Here is a 19,960-nt window from a genome sequence, read left to right as displayed (position 1 = left end):
GAGGCCGAGACAGGTCGGCGGGCGCGATATCGACCTGTTCTCACCGAATCCCCTGTGCTCGTGACGACCGCTCGCGCCGACATCCCGCGGCCCACGCCATGAGACGGCGTGCGGCGGCCTCTCGCTGCAGGCGAAGACGGCCCGGCCCCACGAGGGGCCGGGCCGTTCGCCATTCCCCGAGTCAGGGCAGAGAGACGTTCGTCGTGTTGACCGGGACGGCGTAGATGTCCTCGATGTCGTCGGCGAAGTCGGCGACGATGATGTTGCGCTTGATGCTCATCTTCGGCGTGAGGTGTCCGCTGGCCTCGGTCCATTCCGTGGGGAGGATCGCGAACTTGCGGATCGACTCGGCGCGCGACACGCGCGTGTTCGCGCGGTCGATGGCGCCCTGCACCTCGGCACGGACCTTGTCGTTGGTCGCTGCGTCCGCCAGCGACATGTCGGCGGGCAGGCCGTTGTTGGCGAGCCACGTCGGCAGCATCTCGGTGTCGAGGGTGATCAGCGCCGAGATGAACGGTTTGTGGTCGCCCACGACGACGACCTGACCCACGATCGGGTTCGCGCGGATGGGATCCTCCAGGGCCGCCGGGGCGACGTTCTTGCCGCCCGCGGTGACGATGATCTCCTTCTTGCGGCCCGTGATCGTGAGGAATCCGTCGCTGTCGAAGGCGCCGATGTCGCCGGTCTTGAACCACTCGCCGTCGAACGCTTCGGCCGTGGCCTCGGGGTTCTGCCAGTACTCACGGAAGACGTTGATGCCGCGCACCTGGATCTCGCCGTCGTCGGCCAGACGCACGCCGACGCCCGGCAGCACCGGTCCGACGGTGCCGATCTTGGCCTTCGAGGCCAGGTTCACCGTGGCCGGTGCCGTCGTCTCGGTCAGGCCGTAGCCCTCAAGGATGACCACGCCGAGGCTGCGGAAGAAGTGGCCCAGCCGCGGGCCGAGCGGCGCCGACCCCGACACCGCGTACACGACGCGCCCGCCCATGGCCTCGCGGAGCTTCGCGTAGACGAGCTTGTCGAACAGGGCGAACTTGACCTTGAGCAGCAGGGGGATGGACTTTCCGTCCTGCAGGCGCTGCGAGTGCTCCACGGCCACCGCCGCCGCCGCCCGGAAGATCTTGCCCTTGCCGCCGGCCTCGGCCTTCTGCTCCGCCGAGTTGTAGACCTTCTCGAACACGCGGGGCACGGCCAGCAGGAACGTAGGCCGGAAGGTGCCCAGCGCGGGAAGGAGCTGCTTGGTGTCGGGCTGGTGACCGGTCTTCACCCCGGCGTGCACGTTGAGCAGCGAGATGAAGCGCGCGAAGACGTGCGCCGTCGTGATGAACAGCAGCGTCGAGGCACCGGGTGTCGCGACGACCTCGTGCAGGGCCGTGGCCGAGTTGCGGGCGAGTTCGACGAAGTTGCTGTGAACCAGGACGCAGCCCTTGGGGCGACCGGTCGATCCCGACGTGTAGATGAGGGTGGCCACGTCGGAGGCCTTGGCCAGGTGGCGGCGGCGCTCGACCTCTTCATCGGTGATGTGGCTGCCGCCCGCGACCAGGGTGTCGAGGCCTCCCGCGTGCATCGCCCACACCGCGCGCACGAGCGGCAGGTCACCGCGCACCTCGTCGAGGCGTTCGGCGTGCTCGGGCGACTCCAGCACCACGGCGATCGCTCCGGAGTCCGACAGGATCCACGAGATCTGCGACGGCGCGCTCGTCTCGTACACGGGCACCATCACGGCACCGGCGTAGAACAGCGCGAAGTCGACGAGCGTCCAGTCGTAGGTCGTGCGCGCGATGAAGGCCACCTTCTCACCGGGCTGCACGCCCGCGGCGATGAAGCCCTTCGCGAGCAGGATGACCTGCCGCTCGAACTCGACCGCGGTGATGTCGCGCCAACCGTCGGCGTCGGGCACGGCGAACAGGGGACGGTCGGGGGTCGCCCGTACGCGGTCGGCGAGCAGATCCGACGTGTTGGCGTCGGGATCGGCGGGGACCAGCGGGGGGAGGTCGAACTGGATCACGGCAACTCCTTCGGTACCGGAAAAATGTGTCGATCGATGCGTCGAGTCTATGCGAATCTTCGGCGACGACACCGGGTGACGCGCGTTCGAACGCCGGGTGTCTGGGATGGCTAGACTTCTCCGGGCCGGTCGTGCGGCGGGCCCGGAAGGGAGCGCGGTGCGCAACGTCGGCATCGATATCGGGGGCACGAAGATCGCCGGAGGCGTCGTCGACGAAGACGGCAGCATCGTCGAGAAGCTCCGCGTCGACACGCCCATCGATCCGTCGGCCCTCGTGGATGCCGTGGTCGACATGGCCGACCACCTGCGCCGCGCGCACGACGTCCACGCCATCGGCGTCGCCGCCGCCGGCTTCATCAGCCGCGACCGCAGCACCGTCATCTACGCCCCCAACATCGACTGGCGCGACGAGCCACTGCGCGCCCGGCTCGAGCAGCGCCTCGACGCTCCCGTCACGATCGAGAACGACGCCAATGCCGCGGGCTGGGGCGAGTACCGTTTCGGCGCGGGTCGGGGTGCGCGTGACATGGTCATGCTCACGATGGGCACCGGCGTCGGCGGCGCCGTCGTCACCGACGGCGAGCTCTTCCGCGGCGGTCACGGCATCGGTGCCGAGCTCGGCCACATGCGCTTCGTGCGCGGCGGGTACGCGTGCGGCTGCGGGCAGAACGGATGCCTCGAGCAGTACGCCTCCGGACGCGCCCTGCAGCGCGAGGCGAACGCCATCGCCGACGAGGGCGGGATCGGGGCGGCTCTCGCGGCGATCCGCGCCGAGAAGGGGGCCATCCCGGGCCCGGCGGTCTCCCGTCTGGTGCTGGCGGGCGACCCGGGCGCCGTCGAGGCCCTGCGCCGCGTGGCGACGGCTTTGGGCGAAGCGTGCGGCGGCTTCCAGGCCGTGCTCGACCCGGAGGTCTTCGTGATCGGCGGCGGGGTCGCCCAGCTCGGGACCGATCTGCTGGAGCCGGTCAAGCTCGCGTACGAGACGTCGCTGCCGGGATACGGTGAACGTCCGGTCGCGGAGTTCGCGATCGCGCGCCTGGGCAACGACGCCGGTCTCATCGGGGTCGCCGACCTCGCCGGGAAGGAGCGCTGACGATGTTCTACTGGCTCATGAAATACGTGGTCATCGGACCGGTCATCAAGGCCGTGTTCCGCCCGTGGATGGTGGGCCGGCGCAACATCCCCACCGAGGGCGCGGCGATCCTCGCCAGCAATCACCTGTCGTTCTCGGACTCGATCTTCCTGCCGCTGATGATCGATCGTCGGATGGCGTTCCTCGCCAAAAGCGACTACTTCACCGGCAAGGGCCTGAAGGGCTGGGCCACACGCCTGTTCTTCACCGCGACCGGGCAGCTGCCCATCGACCGCTCCGGCGGCAAGGCGTCGGAGGCCTCGCTCAACACCGGCTTGGGCGTGCTCGGTCGCGGCGAGCTGCTGGGCATCTATCCCGAGGGCACACGCAGCCCCGACGGCACCCTGTACCGCGGACGCACGGGTATCGCCCGCATGGCGCTCGAAGCCCGAGTCCCGGTCGTTCCGGTCGTCATGGTCGACACCGGGGCTGTCATGCCCATCGGCCGGCGTCTGCCGCGTGTGGGCCGCGTCGGCATCGTGATCGGCGAGCCCCTCGATTTCTCGCGCTTCGAGGGCATGGAGGGCGATCGCTACGTGCTGCGCAGCGTCACCGACGAGATCATGGTGGCGTTGCAGCGCCTGGGCGAGCAGCGCTACGAAGACGTCTACGCCTCGACGGTGAAGGACCGCCTGGCCACCGCCCGCGCGGCCAAGGCGCCGACCTCGCGCCACTAGACTTGCGGGGTGAATCAGCAGCTCCACGACCTCGACCACTGGCGAACCCTGCCCATCAAGCAGCAGCCGCAGTGGTATGACGAGGGCGCGGTGGCCGCGGCATCCGCAGAGTTGGCGTCTCTTCCGCCGCTGGTGTTCGCCGGCGAAGTCGACATCCTGCGCGATCGTCTCGCTCGAGCCGCCGCCGGTCAAGCGTTCCTCCTGCAAGGCGGTGACTGCGCCGAGACGTTCGCCGGTGCGACCGCCGAGCAGATCCGCAATCGCATCAAGACGGTGCTTCAGATGGCCGTCGTGCTCACGTATGGCGCGTCGATGCCCGTGGTGAAGATGGGCCGCATGGCGGGCCAGTTCGCCAAGCCGCGTTCGAGCGACACCGAGACGCGTGGCGACGTCACGCTGCCGGCCTACCGGGGCGACATCGTCAACGGCTACGACTTCACGGAAGAGTCCCGCAAGGCCGATCCCGCGCGCCTGCTCAAGGGCTACCACACGGCCGTGTCGACGCTGAATCTCATCCGCGCCTTCACGCAAGGTGGCTTCGCCGACCTCCGCGAGGTGCACAGCTGGAACAAGGGGTTCGCGAGCACGCCGGCGAACCAGGCGTACGAGTCGATGGCCACCGAGATCGACCGTGCCATCAAGTTCATGGAGGCGGCGGGCGCCGACTTCGACGAGCTGACGCGCGTGGAGTTCTACACCGGGCACGAGGGTCTGCTCATGGACTACGAGCGCCCGATGACCCGCATCGACTCGCGCACCGGCCTGCCCTACAACACCTCGTCGCACTTCCAGTGGATCGGTGAGCGCACGCGCGAGCTCGACGGCGCGCACGTCGACTACTTCTCGCGCATCCGCAACCCCATCGGCGTCAAGCTCGGTCCCACGACCTCGCCCGAGACGGCCCTGGCACTCATCGACAAGCTCGACCCCGAGCGCGAGCCCGGACGCCTGACCTTCATCACGCGCATGGGTGCGGGCAAGATCCGCGACGCGCTGCCGCCGCTGCTCGAGGCCGTCCGCGACTCCGGTGCGACACCGCTGTGGGTCACCGACCCGATGCACGGCAACGGCATCACCACGCCTACCGGCTACAAGACGCGTCGCTTCGACGACGTCGTCGACGAGGTGCGCGGGTTCTTCGAGGCGCACCGCTCCGTCGGCACGCACCCGGGCGGCATCCATGTCGAGCTCACCGGCGACGACGTGACCGAGTGCCTGGGCGGCTCCGAGCAGATCGACGAGGCCACCCTCGCGACCCGTTACGAGAGCCTCTGCGACCCGCGCCTGAACCACCGCCAGAGCCTCGAGCTGGCCTTCCTCGTGGCCGAGGAGCTTGAGAAGCGCTGACCCACGCTCATCCCCACGGAAGTCGCCCCTGGCCCGCATAGGTCAGGGGCGACTTGCGTTCGGCGACGGGGGGCTTCAGAGCGTCGGCGTGAGCGTGATCGTGCTGCCCTGCGGTGCCGTCGTGCCCGCCTTGGGGTTGGTGGCGCGCACCTTGTAGATGTCCCAGTACTTGAAGCCGAGTGGCAGCGTGCCGTCGTCGATGCCGGCGTTCACCTCGAACCCGAGGTTCTCGAGGGTGTTCACGGCTTCGCGGATGGTCATGCCGACGACGTTGCCGGGGATCTCCACGGGCTTCGGTCCGATCGACACGCGCAGCGGCACGGTGTCGCCGGGGCGCCAGTTGCCGCCGCCGTCCCGACCGCCGATGGCGATCACGTTGCCGGATGCCACCGAGTTGCTGTACTCCTCGCTGATGGAGGTTTCCAGGCCCACGCCGTTCAGGGCGCGCTCGGCCTGTGTCTGCGACCTACCGGTGACGTCGGGGATCGGTCCGAGCGACACCACGAGCGAGGCGGCATCGCCCTCGTAGACGGTGCAGCCCTGGGTGCAGTCGATCGCGTCCCCGCCCGAGCGGGGGATGACGGATGCCGAGAGCACCGCGCCGTCGCCTGCGTCGGAGAACTCGCGGGTGGCGTCTCCGACGCCGACGAAGGCCGCTTGGAGGATGCCGGTGACCTCGTCGGAGCTCTTGCCCGCGAGCGCGGGAATCTGGTGGGTCGCCGGACCGACCGAGACGAAGACGGTCACGACCGTCTCTTTGTCGAGGCGTTCGCCCGGCGCGGGATCGGACCCCACCGTCGTGCCGGCGGGGATGTCGCGGTCGTTCACCTCTTGCGCCTGGGCGCGCAGCTGCTCCTGGGTCAACAGGGCCTCGGCCTCGGCGAAGGTGCGCTGTGACACGTCGGGGACGGCCACGAGCGATCCCGGGCCGGAACCGAAGTACCAGCCCGTTCCGGCGGCGCCCGCCGCGAGCAGCAGCACGAGTACCAGCGTCCAGATGCCTCGGGCGGCGCGCCGACGCGTGCGTGTACGAAGTCGCGCCGCGTTGTCGGGCTCGTCGGCCGGAGTCGAGGGCACCGAGGCGGTCTGGGGGAGTACCTTGGTGAGCTCGCGGGATTCGGCGGCGGACGCGGGGCCCGCCGTGCCGACCGCGACCGCCCGTGCGACCTGCGGTGCCAGACCGAGCTCTCGCTCGACGGCGCGGAGGCGTTCGAGCATCGCGCCGGCGTCGAGGGGGCGGTCGCCGGGCTCGCGCTCGGTGGACCACAGCACGAGTTCGTCGAGTTGCTCGGGCACGGCGGGGTTCTTCGCGCTCGGCCGCGGCACCGAATCGGTGGCGTGCTGGTAGGCGATCTGCATGGGCTGTTCGCCCTTGTAGGGCTGCTCGCCCGTGAGCATCTCGTAGAGCATGATGCCGAGGGAGTAGATGTCGCTGCGCGCGTCCGCGGTCCCGCGTGTGACGAGCTCGGGCGCGAGGTAGGCGATGGTGCCCATCAGCTGCGCGCCGCTGGCCGTGTTGGCCGTCGTCGCGCGAGCGAGACCGAAGTCGCCGATCTTGATGCGCCCGTCTTCGGCGAGCAGCACGTTCTCGGGCTTGACGTCGCGGTGCACGATGCCCGCGCGGTGCGCGGCGGCCAGCCCCGAGAGGATGGCATCCATGATCGTGAGGGTCTGATCGACCGTGAGCCGCTTGTGCTCGCGCAGGAGCTCTCGCAGCGTGATGCCGGGCAGGTACTCCATGACGAGGTACGCCATCTCGCCGTCCTGGCCCTGGTCGAAGACGTTCACCACGTGCGGGTCGCTCAGGCGTGCGGCCGAGCGTGCCTCCTGGATGAAGCGGCTCTGGAACACGGTGTCGTCGCTGAGGTGCCCGTGCATCACCTTCAGCGCCACGCGGCGCTCGAGGCGCAGGTCGGTCGCGACGTACACGGTCGCCATGCCGCCGCGCGCGATGCGCGCGCGTACCCGGTACCGGCCGTCGACGAGACGGCCGATCAGCGGGTCGGCCTGCTGACTCGTGCTCACGGGTCGAGTCTACGGAGCGCCCCCTGTGAGGCCGGGGAACGGCTCACCGCGGTCTCACCCCAGAACGGCCAACCACGTCGACGCGGGCTGCTCCCACGGGGCGTACCGGTCCGGGTACGCCGAGATCTGCACCGCCTGCGCCGCGTCGGCGTAGGCGAGCGTCTCCCACCCGGCGATGTCGAGGAGGCCACGCGTCGCCGCGCCGTTGGGGTCGCCGGCGCCGCCGTAGAACACACGGGTGGAACGCTCGCGGTCGAGGATCTGCTCGGCGCTGCCCCATCCGGTGCTCGGGCGTTGCTGGAAGAGGCCGAGCGAGTCACGGTCGCCCCAGTCCAGGTTGCGCAGCCATGATTCCTGCATGGCGGTGCCGAGCGCGATGACGATGCCGCGGTCGGGCACCCCGAGCTCGCGTCCGATGCGGATGATGAGCCGCGCATTGTCGGACTGCTCGGCGTCGAGTCCGGGCGCGGTGGACGCGGGCAGGGCCGCGGGAGCCGGCGCGGGAGACTGGTCGCCACCGGGAATCCGCAGCACCTCGCCCGGGTAGATGATCGAGTCGCGCGTGAGGCCGTTGGCGTTGAGTACGGTGTCGACGCTCACCCCGTTCGCGCCGGCGATGGCCGAGACGGTGTCGCCCGGGCGCACCTCGTGCGTGCCGGCGGCCGCGGTCGGCGCGTCATCCGGCGCCGAGGGAACGGACGCGGCGACCAGGGCGAGCACCTGCCCCGGGCGGATGATGCTGGCGCCGTCGAGACCGTTGGCGGCGAGCACGGCGGCCGTGTCGAGCCCATGAGCGCGGGCGATGCCCCACACGGTGTCGCCCGTTTGCACCGTGTAGCTGACGGATGCCGCCGTCATCGCCGTCGCGTTCGCGGTCATCGCCGCCGGAAGGGGGCGGGGTGCCGGAGGCAGGCTCGCGAGCGGGGGAGCGGGCGGCGCGGCCTGGGCGGCGTTCTCGCCCGCGAGGGTCAGCGCGATCGTGCCGGCCACGGCCGCGGGCCAGATCGCGGCCGTGCGTCTGCGAGCGCTCTCGCGGGTGGGCAGGGGGAGGGAGGGGAGTCGTCGCATGGTGGGGGATGTCCGTTCTTCCGACTGCCCGCCACGCTCGCACGGCCTGGGACGGATGTCAACGCGTGGGTTCTGTGGGACGGATGTGACGAATGAGATCGGGTCGCCTCGGCATCGCGTGATCGGTCGAGGATGAGATAGTGGCATCGTGACCGAGATCTCCCGTTACGACACCGCCTGGCTGACTCTTCCCGATCTCGTCGAGCTCCTCGACGAGCCCCTCGGGCGTGTGCGTCGCCTGCTCGACGAGAACTACCTCGTCGGGTCGCGTCGGCAGGGTGCGCTGCGCGTTCCCGCGGTCTTCATCGTCGACGGGCGACCACTGCCGTCGCTGCGCGGAACGATCATCGTGCTGCACGACGCGGGCTTCGACGACGACGAGACCATCGACTGGCTGCTCACCCCGGAAGAGAGCATCGGCGTGGCACCGATCGAGGCGCTGCTGGCCGGTCGTAAGAGCGAAGTGCGCCGCGTCGCGGTGAGCCTGGCCTGACTCCGCCTCAGGCCGATCGCTCGGTCGCGGCGCGCGCGAGGGCGCGCAGATCGTCGAGCGCGGGCTCGTACAGGCGCGCCCCCGCCAGCGCGTCGTCGGCGCGGCGCGCGTAGTCCGCGATGAGCTCCTCGGTGCGCGCGAGCGCGTCGGTGTCGACGATCGTGCGCTGCAGCTGGGCGATGCGATCGGCGTCGAGCTCCGGGTCGCCCAGGGCGGCGTCGAAGCGGTCGCGATCGTCGACGGCGAGCGCCTCGCGGGCATACGCGACGAGCACGGTGCGCTTGCCCTCGCGCAGGTCGTCGCCCACGGGCTTGCCGGTCAGGGCGGTGTCGCCGAAGACGCCCAGCACGTCGTCGCGCAGTTGGAAGGCCATTCCGACGTCGTGCCCGAATCGCCCGAGGGCCTCGAGCTGTGCGTCGTCGGCGCCGGCCAGCGCCGCGCCGATCTGCAGCGGTTGCTGGATGCTGTAGCGCGCCGACTTGTACGAGGCGACGCGCAGCGCCCGCGCGGCGTGCGTGTCGTCGGGGTGGACGACGTAGGCGGACTCCTCGGCCACGTCGAGGAACTGCCCGATCGTCACGTCGCGGCGCATGCGCGCGTACGCGCGGCGGGTCGCCGCGGCGGTGTCGGCGCCCGACAGGCCCTCCTCGAGCAGGTCATCGCTCCATGCCACGAGCAGGTCGCCGAGCAGAATGGCACCCGACCGGCCGAAGGCGTCGGAGTCACCCGCCCACCCGGCGTCTTCGTGCGTCCGCTGCAGGGCCCGGTGGGCTGCCGGCTGACCCCGGCGGGTGTCGGAGTTGTCGACGAGGTCGTCGTGCACGAGGGCCGCCGCGTGGAAGATCTCGAGCGAGGTGGCCACGGCCAGGGCGGCCTCATCGAGGTCGACCGTATCGGGGTGCGACAGGGCGTCGACGGCGCGCCAGCCCGACAGGCAGAATCGGGCCCGCAGGCGTTTGCCGCCGCGCAGGGCCGCGGCGCCGGCGAGAGTGAGCGTCTCGGCCTCGGATCCCAGGGTGACGGCGTACGATAGCTGATCGGAGAGGAACTTGTCGAGTCGCTGAGAAACGGCTTCGATCGGTTCCGGGGAGGTCGGCACGGGCCTAGCCTAGTGATCCACGCCGCGCGTAGAATCGTCCGCAACGAACAACAGAGGGGGATGCATGCCACTCTCCGAACAGGAGCAGCGTCTGCTGGATGAGATGGAGCGCCATCTCATGAGCAACGACACCGACGTCGTCACGGCCCCCAGCCGCGCCCTGAGCTACCGCAACATCGTCCTCGGTTCGATCCTCGTGCTCGCCGGTCTCGGAGCCCTCGTCGTGGGTGTCTCGATCGGCTTCAACACCGGTTTCCTCGGCATCGCCATCGGCGTCGTCGGATTCCTGCTCATGGTGGCGGGCGTCGTGTTCGCCGTCACGCCGCTTCGCGGTGCGGTTGCGTCGACGCCGTCGTCCGCCGGCTCCCGTGCCCCGCGTGCGTCGCACCCGTCGTTCATGGATCGCATGAACGACAGATGGGATCGCCGCCGCGACGGGCACTGACACCCCTCTTCACCATTTCAGCACCGGCTCTTCGGAGCCGGTGCTTTTTTGTGCGCGCGGGGTGCGGCATCCATCCAGCGTCCCCGTCCTTCTCGGGTGTGCCTCGCCCGCTCGGTCTCGGGATCCGTGTGGCACCCGGGTCCTCGGGGGAGAAACGGGGGAGCGCGTGAGTGCTCCCTTTTCCTCCACCGCGCCGATCCGACGCGCCCTCTGAGCGGTTGCCGCCGCGGAATCACGCGGCTCCGAGGCGCGTGACTCGAGCGCCCCGACACGCTACACGTCGGCCCGTCTGGTGGGAAGACTCGATGTTCTGATGGCTATGTGGAGGACAGTGGAGTAAAGTGGGGGAAACTTCGCAGGCCGGACGAAGGGGGGTGGGTGCCCGAATGCTGCTCGGCACGCATACCCCCAAGCTCGACGACAAGGGTCGGGTCATCCTGCCGGCGAAGTTCCGTGACGATCTCGGCGCCGGAGTGGTGATCACCCGGGGGCAGGACCGCTGCCTCTACGTGTTCAGCACCGAGGAGTTCGAGCGCGTGCACGAGCGGATCCGCGAGGCGCCGCTCAGCAACAAGCAAGCCCGCGACTTCCTGCGCATGTTCCTCTCGGGGGCCAGCGCCGAGAAGCCCGACAGCCAGAACCGCATCACCGTCCCCCCGGCGCTGCGCGCCTACGCCGGTCTCGGGCGCGAGCTCGTCGTCACCGGCGTCGGAGCACACGCAGAGATCTGGGATGCCGAGGCGTGGAACGCCTACGCCGAGAGCAATGAAGAGACGTACGCCGAGATGGAGCAGGAGGTGATCCCGGGACTGTTCTGACCCTCCGGCTGTGATTCCCAGCCGCACGCCCTGACGCACTTCCCCGGCGCCAGGTCGAGCGGATGGGGATCAGGGTCGAAGGATCAGCCCCCGACATCATGGACATCCGCGACATCCACACCCCCGTCCTGCTCGAGCGCTGCGCCGAGCTGCTCGGTCCCGCGCTGCAGAAGCCGGGCGCCGTCTTCGTCGACGGCACGCTCGGTATGGGCGGGCACTCCGAGGCGTTCCTCGAGCGCTTCCCGCAGGCCCGGCTGATCGGCCTCGACCGCGACACCGACGCGCTGCGCATCGCGGGGGAGCGGCTGGCCCGCTTCGGTGAGCGCGTGACCCTCGTCCACACCGTCTACGACGGCATCGCCGAGGCGGTGGCATCCGCGGGGGGCGACAAGGTCGACGGCATCCTGTTCGACCTCGGTGTGTCGTCGCTGCAGCTCGACGAGGCCGCGCGCGGCTTCGCGTACGCGCAGGATGCGCCGCTGGACATGCGCATGGACCAGACCACCGGCGTCACCGCCGCCGAGGTGCTCGCCACCTACGGCGAGGGCGACCTGCGGCGTATCTTCGAGCGCTACGGCGAAGAGAAGCTCGCCGGCCGCTATGCCCGCGCCATCATCGCCGCCCGCGCCCAGCGGCCCCTGGAACGCTCGGGCCAGCTCGTCGACGTGCTGCAAGCCGCGACGCCGGCGGCGGTGCTGCGCGAGCGTCACCCCGCCAAGCGCGTGTTCCAGGCCCTGCGCATCGAGGTGAACGCCGAGCTGTCGGTGCTCGATCGCACGATCCCGGCCGCGCTTCGCGTCCTGGGCGTCGGCGGCCGCATCGTCGTGCTGTCGTACCAGTCGCTCGAGGACCGCCTGGTCAAGCGGATGTTCGCCGAGGCCTCGACCTCCACCGCCCCGCGCGGACTCCCGGTCGAGCTCGCCGAGCACGCTCCGAAGTTCCGGTTGCTGGTGCGCGGTGCCGAGCTCGCGAGCGACGAGGAGCGGGCCGCGAACCCCCGCGCCACCCCCGTACGGCTGCGCGCGGCCGAGAGAATCAAGGAGGACGCATGAGTGCCGCCCGGACCGTCGATGCGGACTTCCTTCCCGACTTCCCGGCCCCCGTACGCCAGCCGCGGCGCCTGCAGGCCGTTCCCGCGCCGACCCGGCGCCGCGCGCCCCGGCGTCTGTTCGGCGTCATCGCCGTCACCGGCGCGCTCGCGATCGTGCTGGTGCAGATGGGGCTCGGCATCCTGACGACGCAGAGCTCGTTCGAGATCGCCTCGCTCACCCAGCAGCAGCGCGACCTGACGTATCAGAAGCAGATCCTCGCCGACGCCAACGCCGGCCTCAGTTCGCCGCAGTACCTGGCCGCCAACGCCGCTGCCCTCGGCATGGTGATCGACGAGTCGCCCACCTACCTGCGCCTGAGCGACGGTGCCGTCATCGGCTCCGACAAGCCCGCCGACGCCGTGTCGTCGGTGGATGCCATGGGCCGGGGCTCGGTGCGCAACGCGCTCATCGCGAACAAGCCCCTCGTGACCAACCCGCAGGCCGGGGCAGCCGGGGCCGGAGCGGTCGCCCCCGCGGCCGGCACCGCCGCCGATGCGAACGGAACGACACCGCCGGCCACCGGATCGGCGACACCCCCGGCGATCAGCGACGGTCTGCCCACTCCCGCGACACGATGAGACCCATGACGACGACCACACACCGCTCCCCCCGGCGTCGCACCGTCGTCGCTCTCGCGATCGTCCTCACCATCCTGCTCGCCTTCGTGGTGCGCCTGGTCGACATCCAGGTCGTCAACGCCAAGGAGCACGTCGACGACTCGCTCGCGATGGGCCTGCAGAGCTCGCGCGTGGAGTATGCCTCGCGCGGCTCCATCGTCGACGAGAACGGCGTCATCCTGGCATCCAGCGTCAACCGCTACGACGTGCAGGTCGACCCCATGCTCGCGGCCAAGGGCGTGACCACCCGCGACGACGACGACAACGAAACGACCACGCCCTGGCCCGAGATCGCCGCCCAGATCGCCGCGATCACCGGTCAAGACGCCGCCGAGGTGCAGGCGAGCGTCACCGACGCCGTCGCCGAGAACCCCGACTCGCGCTATGCGATGATCGCGAAGAACGTCTCCACCGAGCAGTACCGCGCGCTCGTGGCCCTCGGCCTGCCGTTCCTGAGCTTCCCGCCGCAGGCCGGGCGGGTGTACCCCGACGGCGCCGTCGGCGGCAATCTCATCGGATTCGTCGGCAGCGACGGCCAGCCGCTCGCGGGTCTCGAGGCGGCCGACAACGACTGCCTCGCCTCGACCAACGGCAAGGTCGTGTTCCAGCAGAGCCGCGACGGCGTCGTGCTGCCGGGCACCGAGACCGTCGCCGAGCCCGCGGTCGACGGTGGCACGCTGAAACTCACGATCGACCGCGACCTCCAGTGGTACCTGGCCCAGCTGATCGCCGAGCAGGTGCAGAACACCGGCTCGCTGCGCGGCACGATCACCGTCGTCGAGGCCAAGACGGGCAAGATCCGCGCCCTGGCGGAGTACCCCGCCGTCGACCCGAACGACCCGACCGCGACTGCGCCGGTAGACCGGGGAAGCCGCGCGTTCACGAGCCCGTTCGAGCCCGGGTCGACATTCAAGGCGCTGACGACCGCGATCGGCTTGGACAGCGGCTCGTACACGCCCCAGAGCACCGTCACGGCCTCGGGGAGCGAGACGCTCGGCGACGCGCGCGTGCGCGACGCGTTCTCGCACGGGCCCAACGTCTACACGCCCACCGGCGTGCTCATCGACTCCTCCAACGTCGGTATCTCGAAGTTCGCCGAGATGATCCCGAAAGAGACCCGCTTCGACTACCTGCAGAAATTCGGCATGGGCTCGATCAGCGCCATCGACTTCCCCGGCGAGTCGGCCGGCATCCTGCACCCGGTCAGCGACTGGGACACCCAGACGTTCTACAACACCGCTTTCGGGCAGGGTCTGTCGGTCACCGTGCCGCAGCTGGTGGGGGCATACCAGACCATCGCCAACGGCGGGGTGAAGATGCCGCTGTCGCTGGTGGAGGGATGCACGGCCGCGGACGGCACCGTCACCGACGTGCCGTCGACCCAGGGCACGCAGGTGATCTCGAGCGATACCGCGCACGAGGTCTCGCTGATGCTCGAGAACGTCGCCACCCAGGGTGAGCTGGCGTCGAAGATCGCCATCCCCGGCTACCGCATCGCCATCAAGACCGGAACCGGTGAGAAGGTCGACGAGAACACGGGCGCCTACAAGCCCGACGCCTACTTCACCACGATGATCGGTTTCGCCCCGGCCGACGACCCCCAGTACGTGGTCGCGGTCAATCTCGACGAACCGCGGACGGTAAAATCGTCGGCGGCCACCGCGCCCGCGTTCCAGAAGGCCCTCACGCAGGTTCTCAAGACCTATCGGGTGATCCCCTCCGGAACCACGACCCCCGAACTGCCCAAGTTCGGCTGAGACACCCCGAACGCCGGTGACGTCTCGGTAACGAATGCGACACGGAAAGGGCGTTCGCACAGCAATGATCTCCACGAGCCTCTCCCATATCGCCGACGTCCTCGGCGGCCGCCTCGTCGTGCGCCGCGACGACACCCCCGACACCACGGTCTCGGGCCTCGTCGACACCGACTCGCGCCTCATCGAGCCCGGCGGCGTGTTCGTCGCCAAACCCGGCGAGACCACCGATGGCCACCTGTTCGTCGGCACCGCCGTCGAGCGGGGCGCGGCCCTGGCCATCGTCGAGCGCGAACTCGACGACGACGTGAGTCAGATCGTCGTGCCCGACGTCGTCGCGGCGCTCAGCGCCCTCGCCCGCGACGTCGTCGCCCGCGTCCGTGCCCGGGGAGACCTGCGGATCGTGGGCATCACCGGCTCCAACGGCAAGACGACGACCAAGAACCTCCTCGCGCGCATCCTCTCGGACGAGGGGGAGACGGTCTCGCCGCGCGCGTCGTTCAACAACGAGGTCGGCGCTCCGCTGACGATGCTGCGGGTCACCGATGACACACGGTTCCTCGTGAGCGAGTTCGGCGCGAGCGCGCCGGGCGCGATCGCGCGTCTCGCCGGGCTCGTCACCCCCGACATCGGCGTCGTGCTCATGGTCGGCATGGCCCACGCCGGCGGCTTCGGCGGTATCGAGTCGACCTTCCACGCCAAGAGCGAACTGGTGCGCGCCACCCGCGAGGGCGGTCTCGCCGTGCTCAACGCCGACGATCCCCGGGTCGCCGCGATGGAGCCCATCGCCCGCGAGCGCGGCCAGCAGGTGCGCTGGTTCGGCCGCGGTGAGCGCGCGCAGGTGCGTGCCGTCGACGTCGAGGTCTCGGCATCCGGGACACGCGCCGATCTGCTCGTCGACGGAGAGCCCCACACGCTCACGCTGCGGGTGCTCGGCGAGCATCACGTGATGAACGCCCTCGCCGCGCTGACCGCCGCGGTCGCCCTCGGCGTGCCCGCCGCCGATGCGATCGCGCGTCTGGAGACCGTCGAGATCGCCGAACGCTGGCGCATGCAGCCCCTCGGCTCCGAGCGCGTGCGCATCATCAACGACGCCTACAACGCCAGCCCCGACTCGATGGCGGCAGCCCTTCGCACCCTCGCGCAGATCACCGGGCCCGACGAGCGGACGGTAGCGGTGCTGGGCGCGATGAACGAGCTGGGGGAGTACGCCGACGAAGAGCACGACCGCGTCGGCCTGCTTGCGGTGCGCCTGCGCATCCAGCGCATCGTCGTGATCGGCGCCGACGCGCGGCGCATGTATCTCGAGGCCATCGCCCAGGGCTCGTGGGACGGCGAAGCGGTGTTCTTCCCCGACGCCGACGCCGCGTACGACTACCTCTCGACCGAGCTGCGCGACGGTGACCGCGTGCTGGTGAAGTCGTCCAACTCGGCGGGGCTCCGGCACCTCGGCGACCGTCTGGGAGACTTGTTCGCGTGAGATCACTTCTGACGTCGGCGGCGATCTCGCTGGCCTTCACCCTGTTTCTCACCCCGGTGTTCCTCCGGTGGTTCCGCAAGTGGGGCTGGGGGCAGGTCATCCGCACCCCCGAGAACGTGCACAACCCCTCGCACGGCGCGAAGCGCGGCACGCCCACCATGGGCGGGACGATCTTCATCCTCGGCACGATCATCGGCTATCTCATCGGCTCGTACGCCGGGAACAACCCTCCGACGATCTCGGGTCTGCTGGTGCTGTGGCTCATGCTCGGCTTCGGCGTCGTCGGCTTCATCGACGACTACATGAAGGTGCGCCTGCAGAACAGTCTGGGACTGTCGGGCTGGCGCAAGATCGCCGGGCAGGTCATCGTCGTCGTGCCCTTCGCGATCGTCGCGCTGAACGCCCGCAACGCGTTCGGCCAGGCCCCGGCATCGGAGTACATCTCGGTGTTCCGCGACATCCAGGTGCTGTCGCTGTTCGCCCTCGGCCCCGTCCTCGGGTGGCTGCTGTACCTCGCGTGGATCTCGCTCATCGGCACCGCCGCGTCGAACTCCGTCAACGTCGCCGACGGGCTCGACGGCCTCGCCGCAGGCTCCGGCATCTTCGTCGTGGGCGCCTACAGCCTCATGGCGTTCTGGCAGAACAAGCAGATGTGCGCCGACGTGCTCGACCCGTCGGTGCAGGCCGGCTGCTACGCCGTGCGCGACCCGTTCGACCTCGCGATCGTCTCGGCGTCGTTCGTGGGCGCCCTGGTCGGATTCCTCTGGTGGAATGCGCCCAAGGCGAAGGTGTTCATGGGCGACTGCGGCTCGATGGCGATCGGCGGCGTCATCGCCGCGATGGCGATCTTCACCCGAACCGAACTGCTTCTCATCCTCATCGCGGGCGTCTACGTCATCGCCTCCGGCTCCGTCATCCTGCAGCGGGCGTACTTCAAGATCACGCGCGGCAAACGGCTGTTCCTCATGAGCCCGCTGCACCACCACCTCGAGATGCGCGGGTGGCCCGAGGTGACGATCGTGGTGCGCATGTGGATCATCGCCGGGCTCCTGGCGGTCTCCGGCATCGGTTTCTTCTACGTCGAATGGCTGGCACGCGTATGACCTCCCCGGCATCCCTCACCAGCTGGTACGCGGACTGGAAGGGCCTGCGCGTCGCGGTCCTCGGTCTGTCGGTCACCGGCTTCTCCGCCGCCGACACCCTCGCCGAGCTCGGCGCCGAGGTGCTCGTGGTCACCGAGAGAGCGGATGCCGAGTACGCACGGCTGCTTCCCGTGCTGGGCGTCGGTCTGCACGAGGGGCCGCTCGACACCCCGCCGGCCGAGCTCGTCGACTTCGCGCCGGAGGTGGTCGTCGCCTCCCCGGGCTTCCCGCCCCACCACCCGGTGATCGCGTGGACGCGGGAGCAGGGCATCGCGCTGTGGGGCGACGTCGAGCTCGCGTGGCGCGTGCGCGACAAAGTCGTGCGCGCCGACGGCCGCCCCGCGGACTGGGTGCTCATCACCGGTACCAACGGCAAGACGACCACCACCCGCCTCACCGCCGAGATGCTCGTGTCCGCGGGGCTGCGGGCAGCTCCCGTGGGCAACATCGGCACCCCGGTGCTCGACGCCGTGCGTGACCCGAACGGCTTCGACGCGCTCGTGGTGGAGCTCTCCAGCCATCAGCTGTGGTACCTCAACCAGCAGACCGGCGACGACGCCCTGTCGCCCCACGCGGCGGTGTGCCTGAACCTCGCCGATGACCACCTCGAGTGGCACGGCAGCGTCGACGCCTACCGCGACGCGAAGGCGGGCGTCTACGCGCGCACCCGGGTGGCCTGCGTCTACAACAAGGCCGACGTCGCCACGCGCACGATGGTCGAGGACGCCGAGGTGATCGAGGGCGCCCGCGCCATCGGCTTCGACCTCGGCGTGCCCGGTCCCAGCGACCTGGGCGTCGTCGACGGCATCCTGGTCGACCGTGCCTTCCTCGAAGAGCGCGCGACCTCGGCTCTCGAGCTCACCACCGTCGCCGACCTGGCCGCCCGCGGCCTGGCCGCCCCCCACGTGGTGGCGAACATCCTCGCCGCGTCCGCTCTCGCGCGGTCGCTGGGGGCGACGCCCGCGCAGATCCACGATGCGCTCGAGCGCTTCCGCCTCGACCCGCACCGCATCCAGGTCGTCGGTGCGCACGCGGGCATCACGTGGGTCGACGACTCCAAGGCCACCAACCCGCACGCCGCCGCGTCGTCGCTCGCGGCCTACCCGGGCGCCGTCTGGATCGTGGGCGGTCTGCTGAAGGGCGTCGACCTCAGCGACCTGGTCCGTGCGCGCGGCGGCGCCGTGCGCGCGGCCATCGTCATCGGCACCGAGCGCGACGACATCGTCGCGGCGTTCGCGCGACACGCCCCGGCGGTGCCGCTGTTCGAGGTCGACCACGCCGAGACTGAAGACGTCATGGCGCAGGTCGTCGAGCTGGCGGCGGGTGCGGCGCGGGACGGGGACACGGTTCTCCTGGCCCCCGCGGCGGCATCCTTCGATCAGTTCGCGTCCTACTCCGACCGCGGCGAACGGTTCGCCGCGGCGGTGCGGGCGTGGATCTCGCGGCACGACGGAGCATCTCGTTCGAACGACTGAGGGGACACGAGTGACCACGACGGCACCGCCTCCCCGTCAGGACGCCGACGAGCCCGCCCGCGCGGGCCTGGCCGCCCGGGTGTCGCTCGGCCGGGCCTTTCGTCCCGTGCCCAGCGAGTTCCTCCTCATCACCTCGGCGGCCCTGCTGCTGACCGGCTTCGGGCTGATCATGGTGCTCTCGGCCACCTCGGCGCTCGACGACGGCCAGAGCCCCTTCGAGCACGTCCTCAAGCAGGCGGTGTTCGCCGTCATCGGCATCCCGCTGATGTTCGTGCTCAGCCGTGCGCCCCTGAAGTTCTGGAAGCGCATGGCGTGGCCGGCGCTGATCCTCGCCACCGCCTTCCAGCTGCTGGTGTTCACCCCGCTCGGCATCTCGGCCAACGGCAACCGCAACTGGATCCTCATCGCCGGCATCCAGGCACAGCCGGCGGAGTTCCTCAAGCTCGCTCTCGCGCTGTGGCTCGGTTACGTGCTGTACCGCAAACAGACCCTGCTGGGCGACTGGCGGCACGTGTTCATCCCGATCGTGCCGGTCACCGCGCTCGTGATCGCGACCGTCATGGGGGGAAAAGACCTCGGCACGACGATGATCCTCGTGCTGGTGCTGCTGGGTGCGCTGTTCTTCTCGGGCCTGCGCCTGCGCATCTTCGTGCTGCCGGCGATCGCTGCCCTCGGCGCCATCGCCCTGTTCGCCCTCACGAGCGCCGACCGCATGCGCCGCATCATGAGCTTCCTCGACCAGGACTGCCTCGCCAACTACCTCGGCGACTGCTACCAGCCGCTGCACGGCATCTGGGGACTCGCCGCCGGGGGAGTGTTCGGCGTGGGCCTCGGCAACTCCGCCGAGAAGTACGACTGGCTCCCCGCCGCTGCCAACGACTACATCTTCGCCATCGTCGGCGAAGAGCTCGGACTCATCGGCTGCGTCGTGGTGCTCGCGCTGTTCGCGCTGTTCGCCGTGGGGGCCTTTCACATCATCCGCCGCACCGACGACCCGTTCGTGCGCATCGTGTGCGGCGCGATCACCATCTGGATCGTGGGTCAGGCCATGATCAACGTGGCCGTGGTGTTGCGGGTGTTCCCGGTTCTCGGCGTTCCCCTGCCCTTCATGTCGCAAGGCGGCACCTCGCTGCTGTCGGTGCTCATCGCGTGCGGTGTGCTGCTGTCGTGCGCGCGCACGCTGCCGGATCGCCGGGCGATGGCCACGGCACCGTCGCGTCCCGCGCGCGGCCGCGCCTCGACGCCCTCGACCCGCTCGCGCTGAGGCCGCCGGTCGCCGACCCGCCCGT

Annotated in this window: 17 protein-coding genes; 13 read left to right on the top strand and 4 right to left on the bottom strand. The window is 70.2% G+C overall.

The window, feature by feature from the left end; genetic code table 11:
• Positions 1 to 181: 181 nt before the first annotated feature.
• Positions 182 to 2,008 (bottom strand): AMP-dependent synthetase/ligase, encoded by a 1,827-nt coding sequence (locus tag QE412_RS05550; RefSeq protein WP_307481056.1) that lies wholly within the window; start codon positions 2,006 to 2,008, stop codon positions 182 to 184.
• Positions 2,009 to 2,165: 157 nt separating this feature from the next.
• On the opposite strand from QE412_RS05550, the gene QE412_RS05545 reads away from it, so the two are divergent.
• The 3 genes from QE412_RS05545 to QE412_RS05535 are packed head-to-tail and all read left to right on the top strand — an operon-like array spanning position 2,166 to position 5,164.
• Positions 2,166 to 3,101, top strand: coding sequence for an ROK family glucokinase (locus tag QE412_RS05545; RefSeq protein WP_307481054.1), 936 nt, complete (start codon positions 2,166 to 2,168; stop codon positions 3,099 to 3,101).
• Between the two features lie 2 nt (positions 3,102 to 3,103).
• The gene (locus QE412_RS05540; RefSeq protein WP_307481052.1) at positions 3,104 to 3,817 is read left to right on the top strand and encodes a lysophospholipid acyltransferase family protein; all 714 of its coding nucleotides are present in this window, start codon (positions 3,104 to 3,106) and stop codon (positions 3,815 to 3,817) included.
• A 9-nt stretch (positions 3,818 to 3,826) separates the two neighbouring features.
• Positions 3,827 to 5,164, top strand: coding sequence for a class II 3-deoxy-7-phosphoheptulonate synthase (locus QE412_RS05535; protein ID WP_307481051.1), 1,338 nt, complete (start codon positions 3,827 to 3,829; stop codon positions 5,162 to 5,164).
• 75 nt (positions 5,165 to 5,239) lie between these two features.
• Here QE412_RS05535 and pknB read toward each other — a convergent pair whose 3' ends face one another.
• Both pknB and QE412_RS05525 read right to left on the bottom strand, forming a co-directional pair.
• Complete coding sequence (pknB, locus tag QE412_RS05530) at positions 5,240 to 7,189, bottom strand: Stk1 family PASTA domain-containing Ser/Thr kinase (protein WP_307481050.1); 1,950 nt, start codon at positions 7,187 to 7,189, stop codon at positions 5,240 to 5,242.
• A 54-nt stretch (positions 7,190 to 7,243) separates the two neighbouring features.
• Entirely contained in the window at positions 7,244 to 8,257 is a 1,014-nt protein-coding gene (locus QE412_RS05525) for a LysM peptidoglycan-binding domain-containing protein (protein WP_307481049.1), read from the bottom strand.
• 148 nt (positions 8,258 to 8,405) lie between these two features.
• On the opposite strand from QE412_RS05525, the gene QE412_RS05520 reads away from it, so the two are divergent.
• A complete protein-coding gene (locus QE412_RS05520) occupies positions 8,406 to 8,750 on the top strand; it encodes an Rv2175c family DNA-binding protein (RefSeq protein ID WP_307481047.1) in 345 nt (114 codons plus the stop codon).
• Between the two features lie 7 nt (positions 8,751 to 8,757).
• Here QE412_RS05520 and QE412_RS05515 read toward each other — a convergent pair whose 3' ends face one another.
• On the bottom strand, positions 8,758 to 9,849 hold the full coding sequence (locus QE412_RS05515; RefSeq protein WP_307481045.1) for a polyprenyl synthetase family protein: 1,092 nt from the start codon (positions 9,847 to 9,849) through the stop codon (positions 8,758 to 8,760).
• 64 nt (positions 9,850 to 9,913) lie between these two features.
• Here QE412_RS05515 and QE412_RS05510 point away from each other — a divergent pair, with 64 nt between their 5' ends.
• From QE412_RS05510 to ftsW, 9 genes are all read left to right on the top strand, one after another.
• Positions 9,914 to 10,294 carry a DUF3040 domain-containing protein gene (locus QE412_RS05510; RefSeq protein ID WP_307481043.1) on the top strand — a complete coding sequence of 127 codons (381 nt, stop codon included), beginning with the start codon at positions 9,914 to 9,916 and terminating at the stop codon, positions 10,292 to 10,294.
• 386 nt (positions 10,295 to 10,680) lie between these two features.
• Positions 10,681 to 11,112, top strand: coding sequence for a division/cell wall cluster transcriptional repressor MraZ (gene mraZ / locus QE412_RS05505; protein ID WP_108320658.1), 432 nt, complete (start codon positions 10,681 to 10,683; stop codon positions 11,110 to 11,112).
• Positions 11,113 to 11,210: 98 nt separating this feature from the next.
• Entirely contained in the window at positions 11,211 to 12,164 is a 954-nt protein-coding gene (rsmH, locus tag QE412_RS05500) for a 16S rRNA (cytosine(1402)-N(4))-methyltransferase RsmH (protein ID WP_307481041.1), read from the top strand.
• Complete coding sequence (locus QE412_RS05495; RefSeq protein WP_307481039.1) at positions 12,161 to 12,781, top strand: hypothetical protein; 621 nt, start codon at positions 12,161 to 12,163, stop codon at positions 12,779 to 12,781. The genes rsmH and QE412_RS05495 overlap by 4 nt, the downstream gene beginning before the upstream one ends.
• A 5-nt stretch (positions 12,782 to 12,786) precedes the next feature.
• Positions 12,787 to 14,577 carry a peptidoglycan D,D-transpeptidase FtsI family protein gene (locus QE412_RS05490; RefSeq protein WP_307481037.1) on the top strand — a complete coding sequence of 597 codons (1,791 nt, stop codon included), beginning with the start codon at positions 12,787 to 12,789 and terminating at the stop codon, positions 14,575 to 14,577.
• 64 nt (positions 14,578 to 14,641) lie between these two features.
• A complete protein-coding gene (locus QE412_RS05485; RefSeq protein WP_307481035.1) occupies positions 14,642 to 16,054 on the top strand; it encodes a UDP-N-acetylmuramoyl-tripeptide--D-alanyl-D-alanine ligase in 1,413 nt (470 codons plus the stop codon).
• Positions 16,051 to 17,157, top strand: a complete 1,107-nt coding sequence (gene mraY / locus QE412_RS05480) for a phospho-N-acetylmuramoyl-pentapeptide-transferase (protein ID WP_307481033.1) — start codon at positions 16,051 to 16,053, stop codon at positions 17,155 to 17,157. Before QE412_RS05485 ends, mraY begins: the two co-directional genes overlap by 4 nt.
• On the top strand, positions 17,139 to 18,671 hold the full coding sequence (murD, locus tag QE412_RS05475; protein ID WP_373426532.1) for a UDP-N-acetylmuramoyl-L-alanine--D-glutamate ligase: 1,533 nt from the start codon (positions 17,139 to 17,141) through the stop codon (positions 18,669 to 18,671). Before mraY ends, murD begins: the two co-directional genes overlap by 19 nt.
• 10 nt (positions 18,672 to 18,681) lie before the next feature.
• The gene (gene ftsW / locus QE412_RS05470; RefSeq protein WP_307481031.1) at positions 18,682 to 19,935 is read left to right on the top strand and encodes a putative lipid II flippase FtsW; all 1,254 of its coding nucleotides are present in this window, start codon (positions 18,682 to 18,684) and stop codon (positions 19,933 to 19,935) included.
• Positions 19,936 to 19,960 lie beyond the last annotated feature (25 nt).

Source organism: Microbacterium trichothecenolyticum (assembly GCF_030818955.1).
Taxonomy (GTDB): domain Bacteria; phylum Actinomycetota; class Actinomycetes; order Actinomycetales; family Microbacteriaceae; genus Microbacterium; species Microbacterium trichothecenolyticum_B.
Note: the sequence above shows the minus strand (reverse complement) of the source record. Positions and strands in the feature narration are given on the sequence as shown.

Coding starts and splice junctions, on each gene's coding strand:
- mraZ (WP_108320658.1), top strand. CDS start 10,681: ATGCTGCTCGGCACGCATACCCCCAAGCTCGACGACAAGGGTCGGGTC.
- QE412_RS05490 (WP_307481037.1), top strand. CDS start 12,787: ATGACGACGACCACACACCGCTCCCCCCGGCGTCGCACCGTCGTCGCT.
- QE412_RS05525 (WP_307481049.1), bottom strand. CDS start 8,257: ATGCGACGACTCCCCTCCCTCCCCCTGCCCACCCGCGAGAGCGCTCGC.
- QE412_RS05510 (WP_307481043.1), top strand. CDS start 9,914: ATGCCACTCTCCGAACAGGAGCAGCGTCTGCTGGATGAGATGGAGCGC.
- QE412_RS05495 (WP_307481039.1), top strand. CDS start 12,161: ATGAGTGCCGCCCGGACCGTCGATGCGGACTTCCTTCCCGACTTCCCG.
- rsmH (WP_307481041.1), top strand. CDS start 11,211: ATGGACATCCGCGACATCCACACCCCCGTCCTGCTCGAGCGCTGCGCC.
- murD (WP_373426532.1), top strand. CDS start 17,139: ATGGCTGGCACGCGTATGACCTCCCCGGCATCCCTCACCAGCTGGTAC.
- QE412_RS05485 (WP_307481035.1), top strand. CDS start 14,642: ATGATCTCCACGAGCCTCTCCCATATCGCCGACGTCCTCGGCGGCCGC.
- QE412_RS05540 (WP_307481052.1), top strand. CDS start 3,104: ATGTTCTACTGGCTCATGAAATACGTGGTCATCGGACCGGTCATCAAG.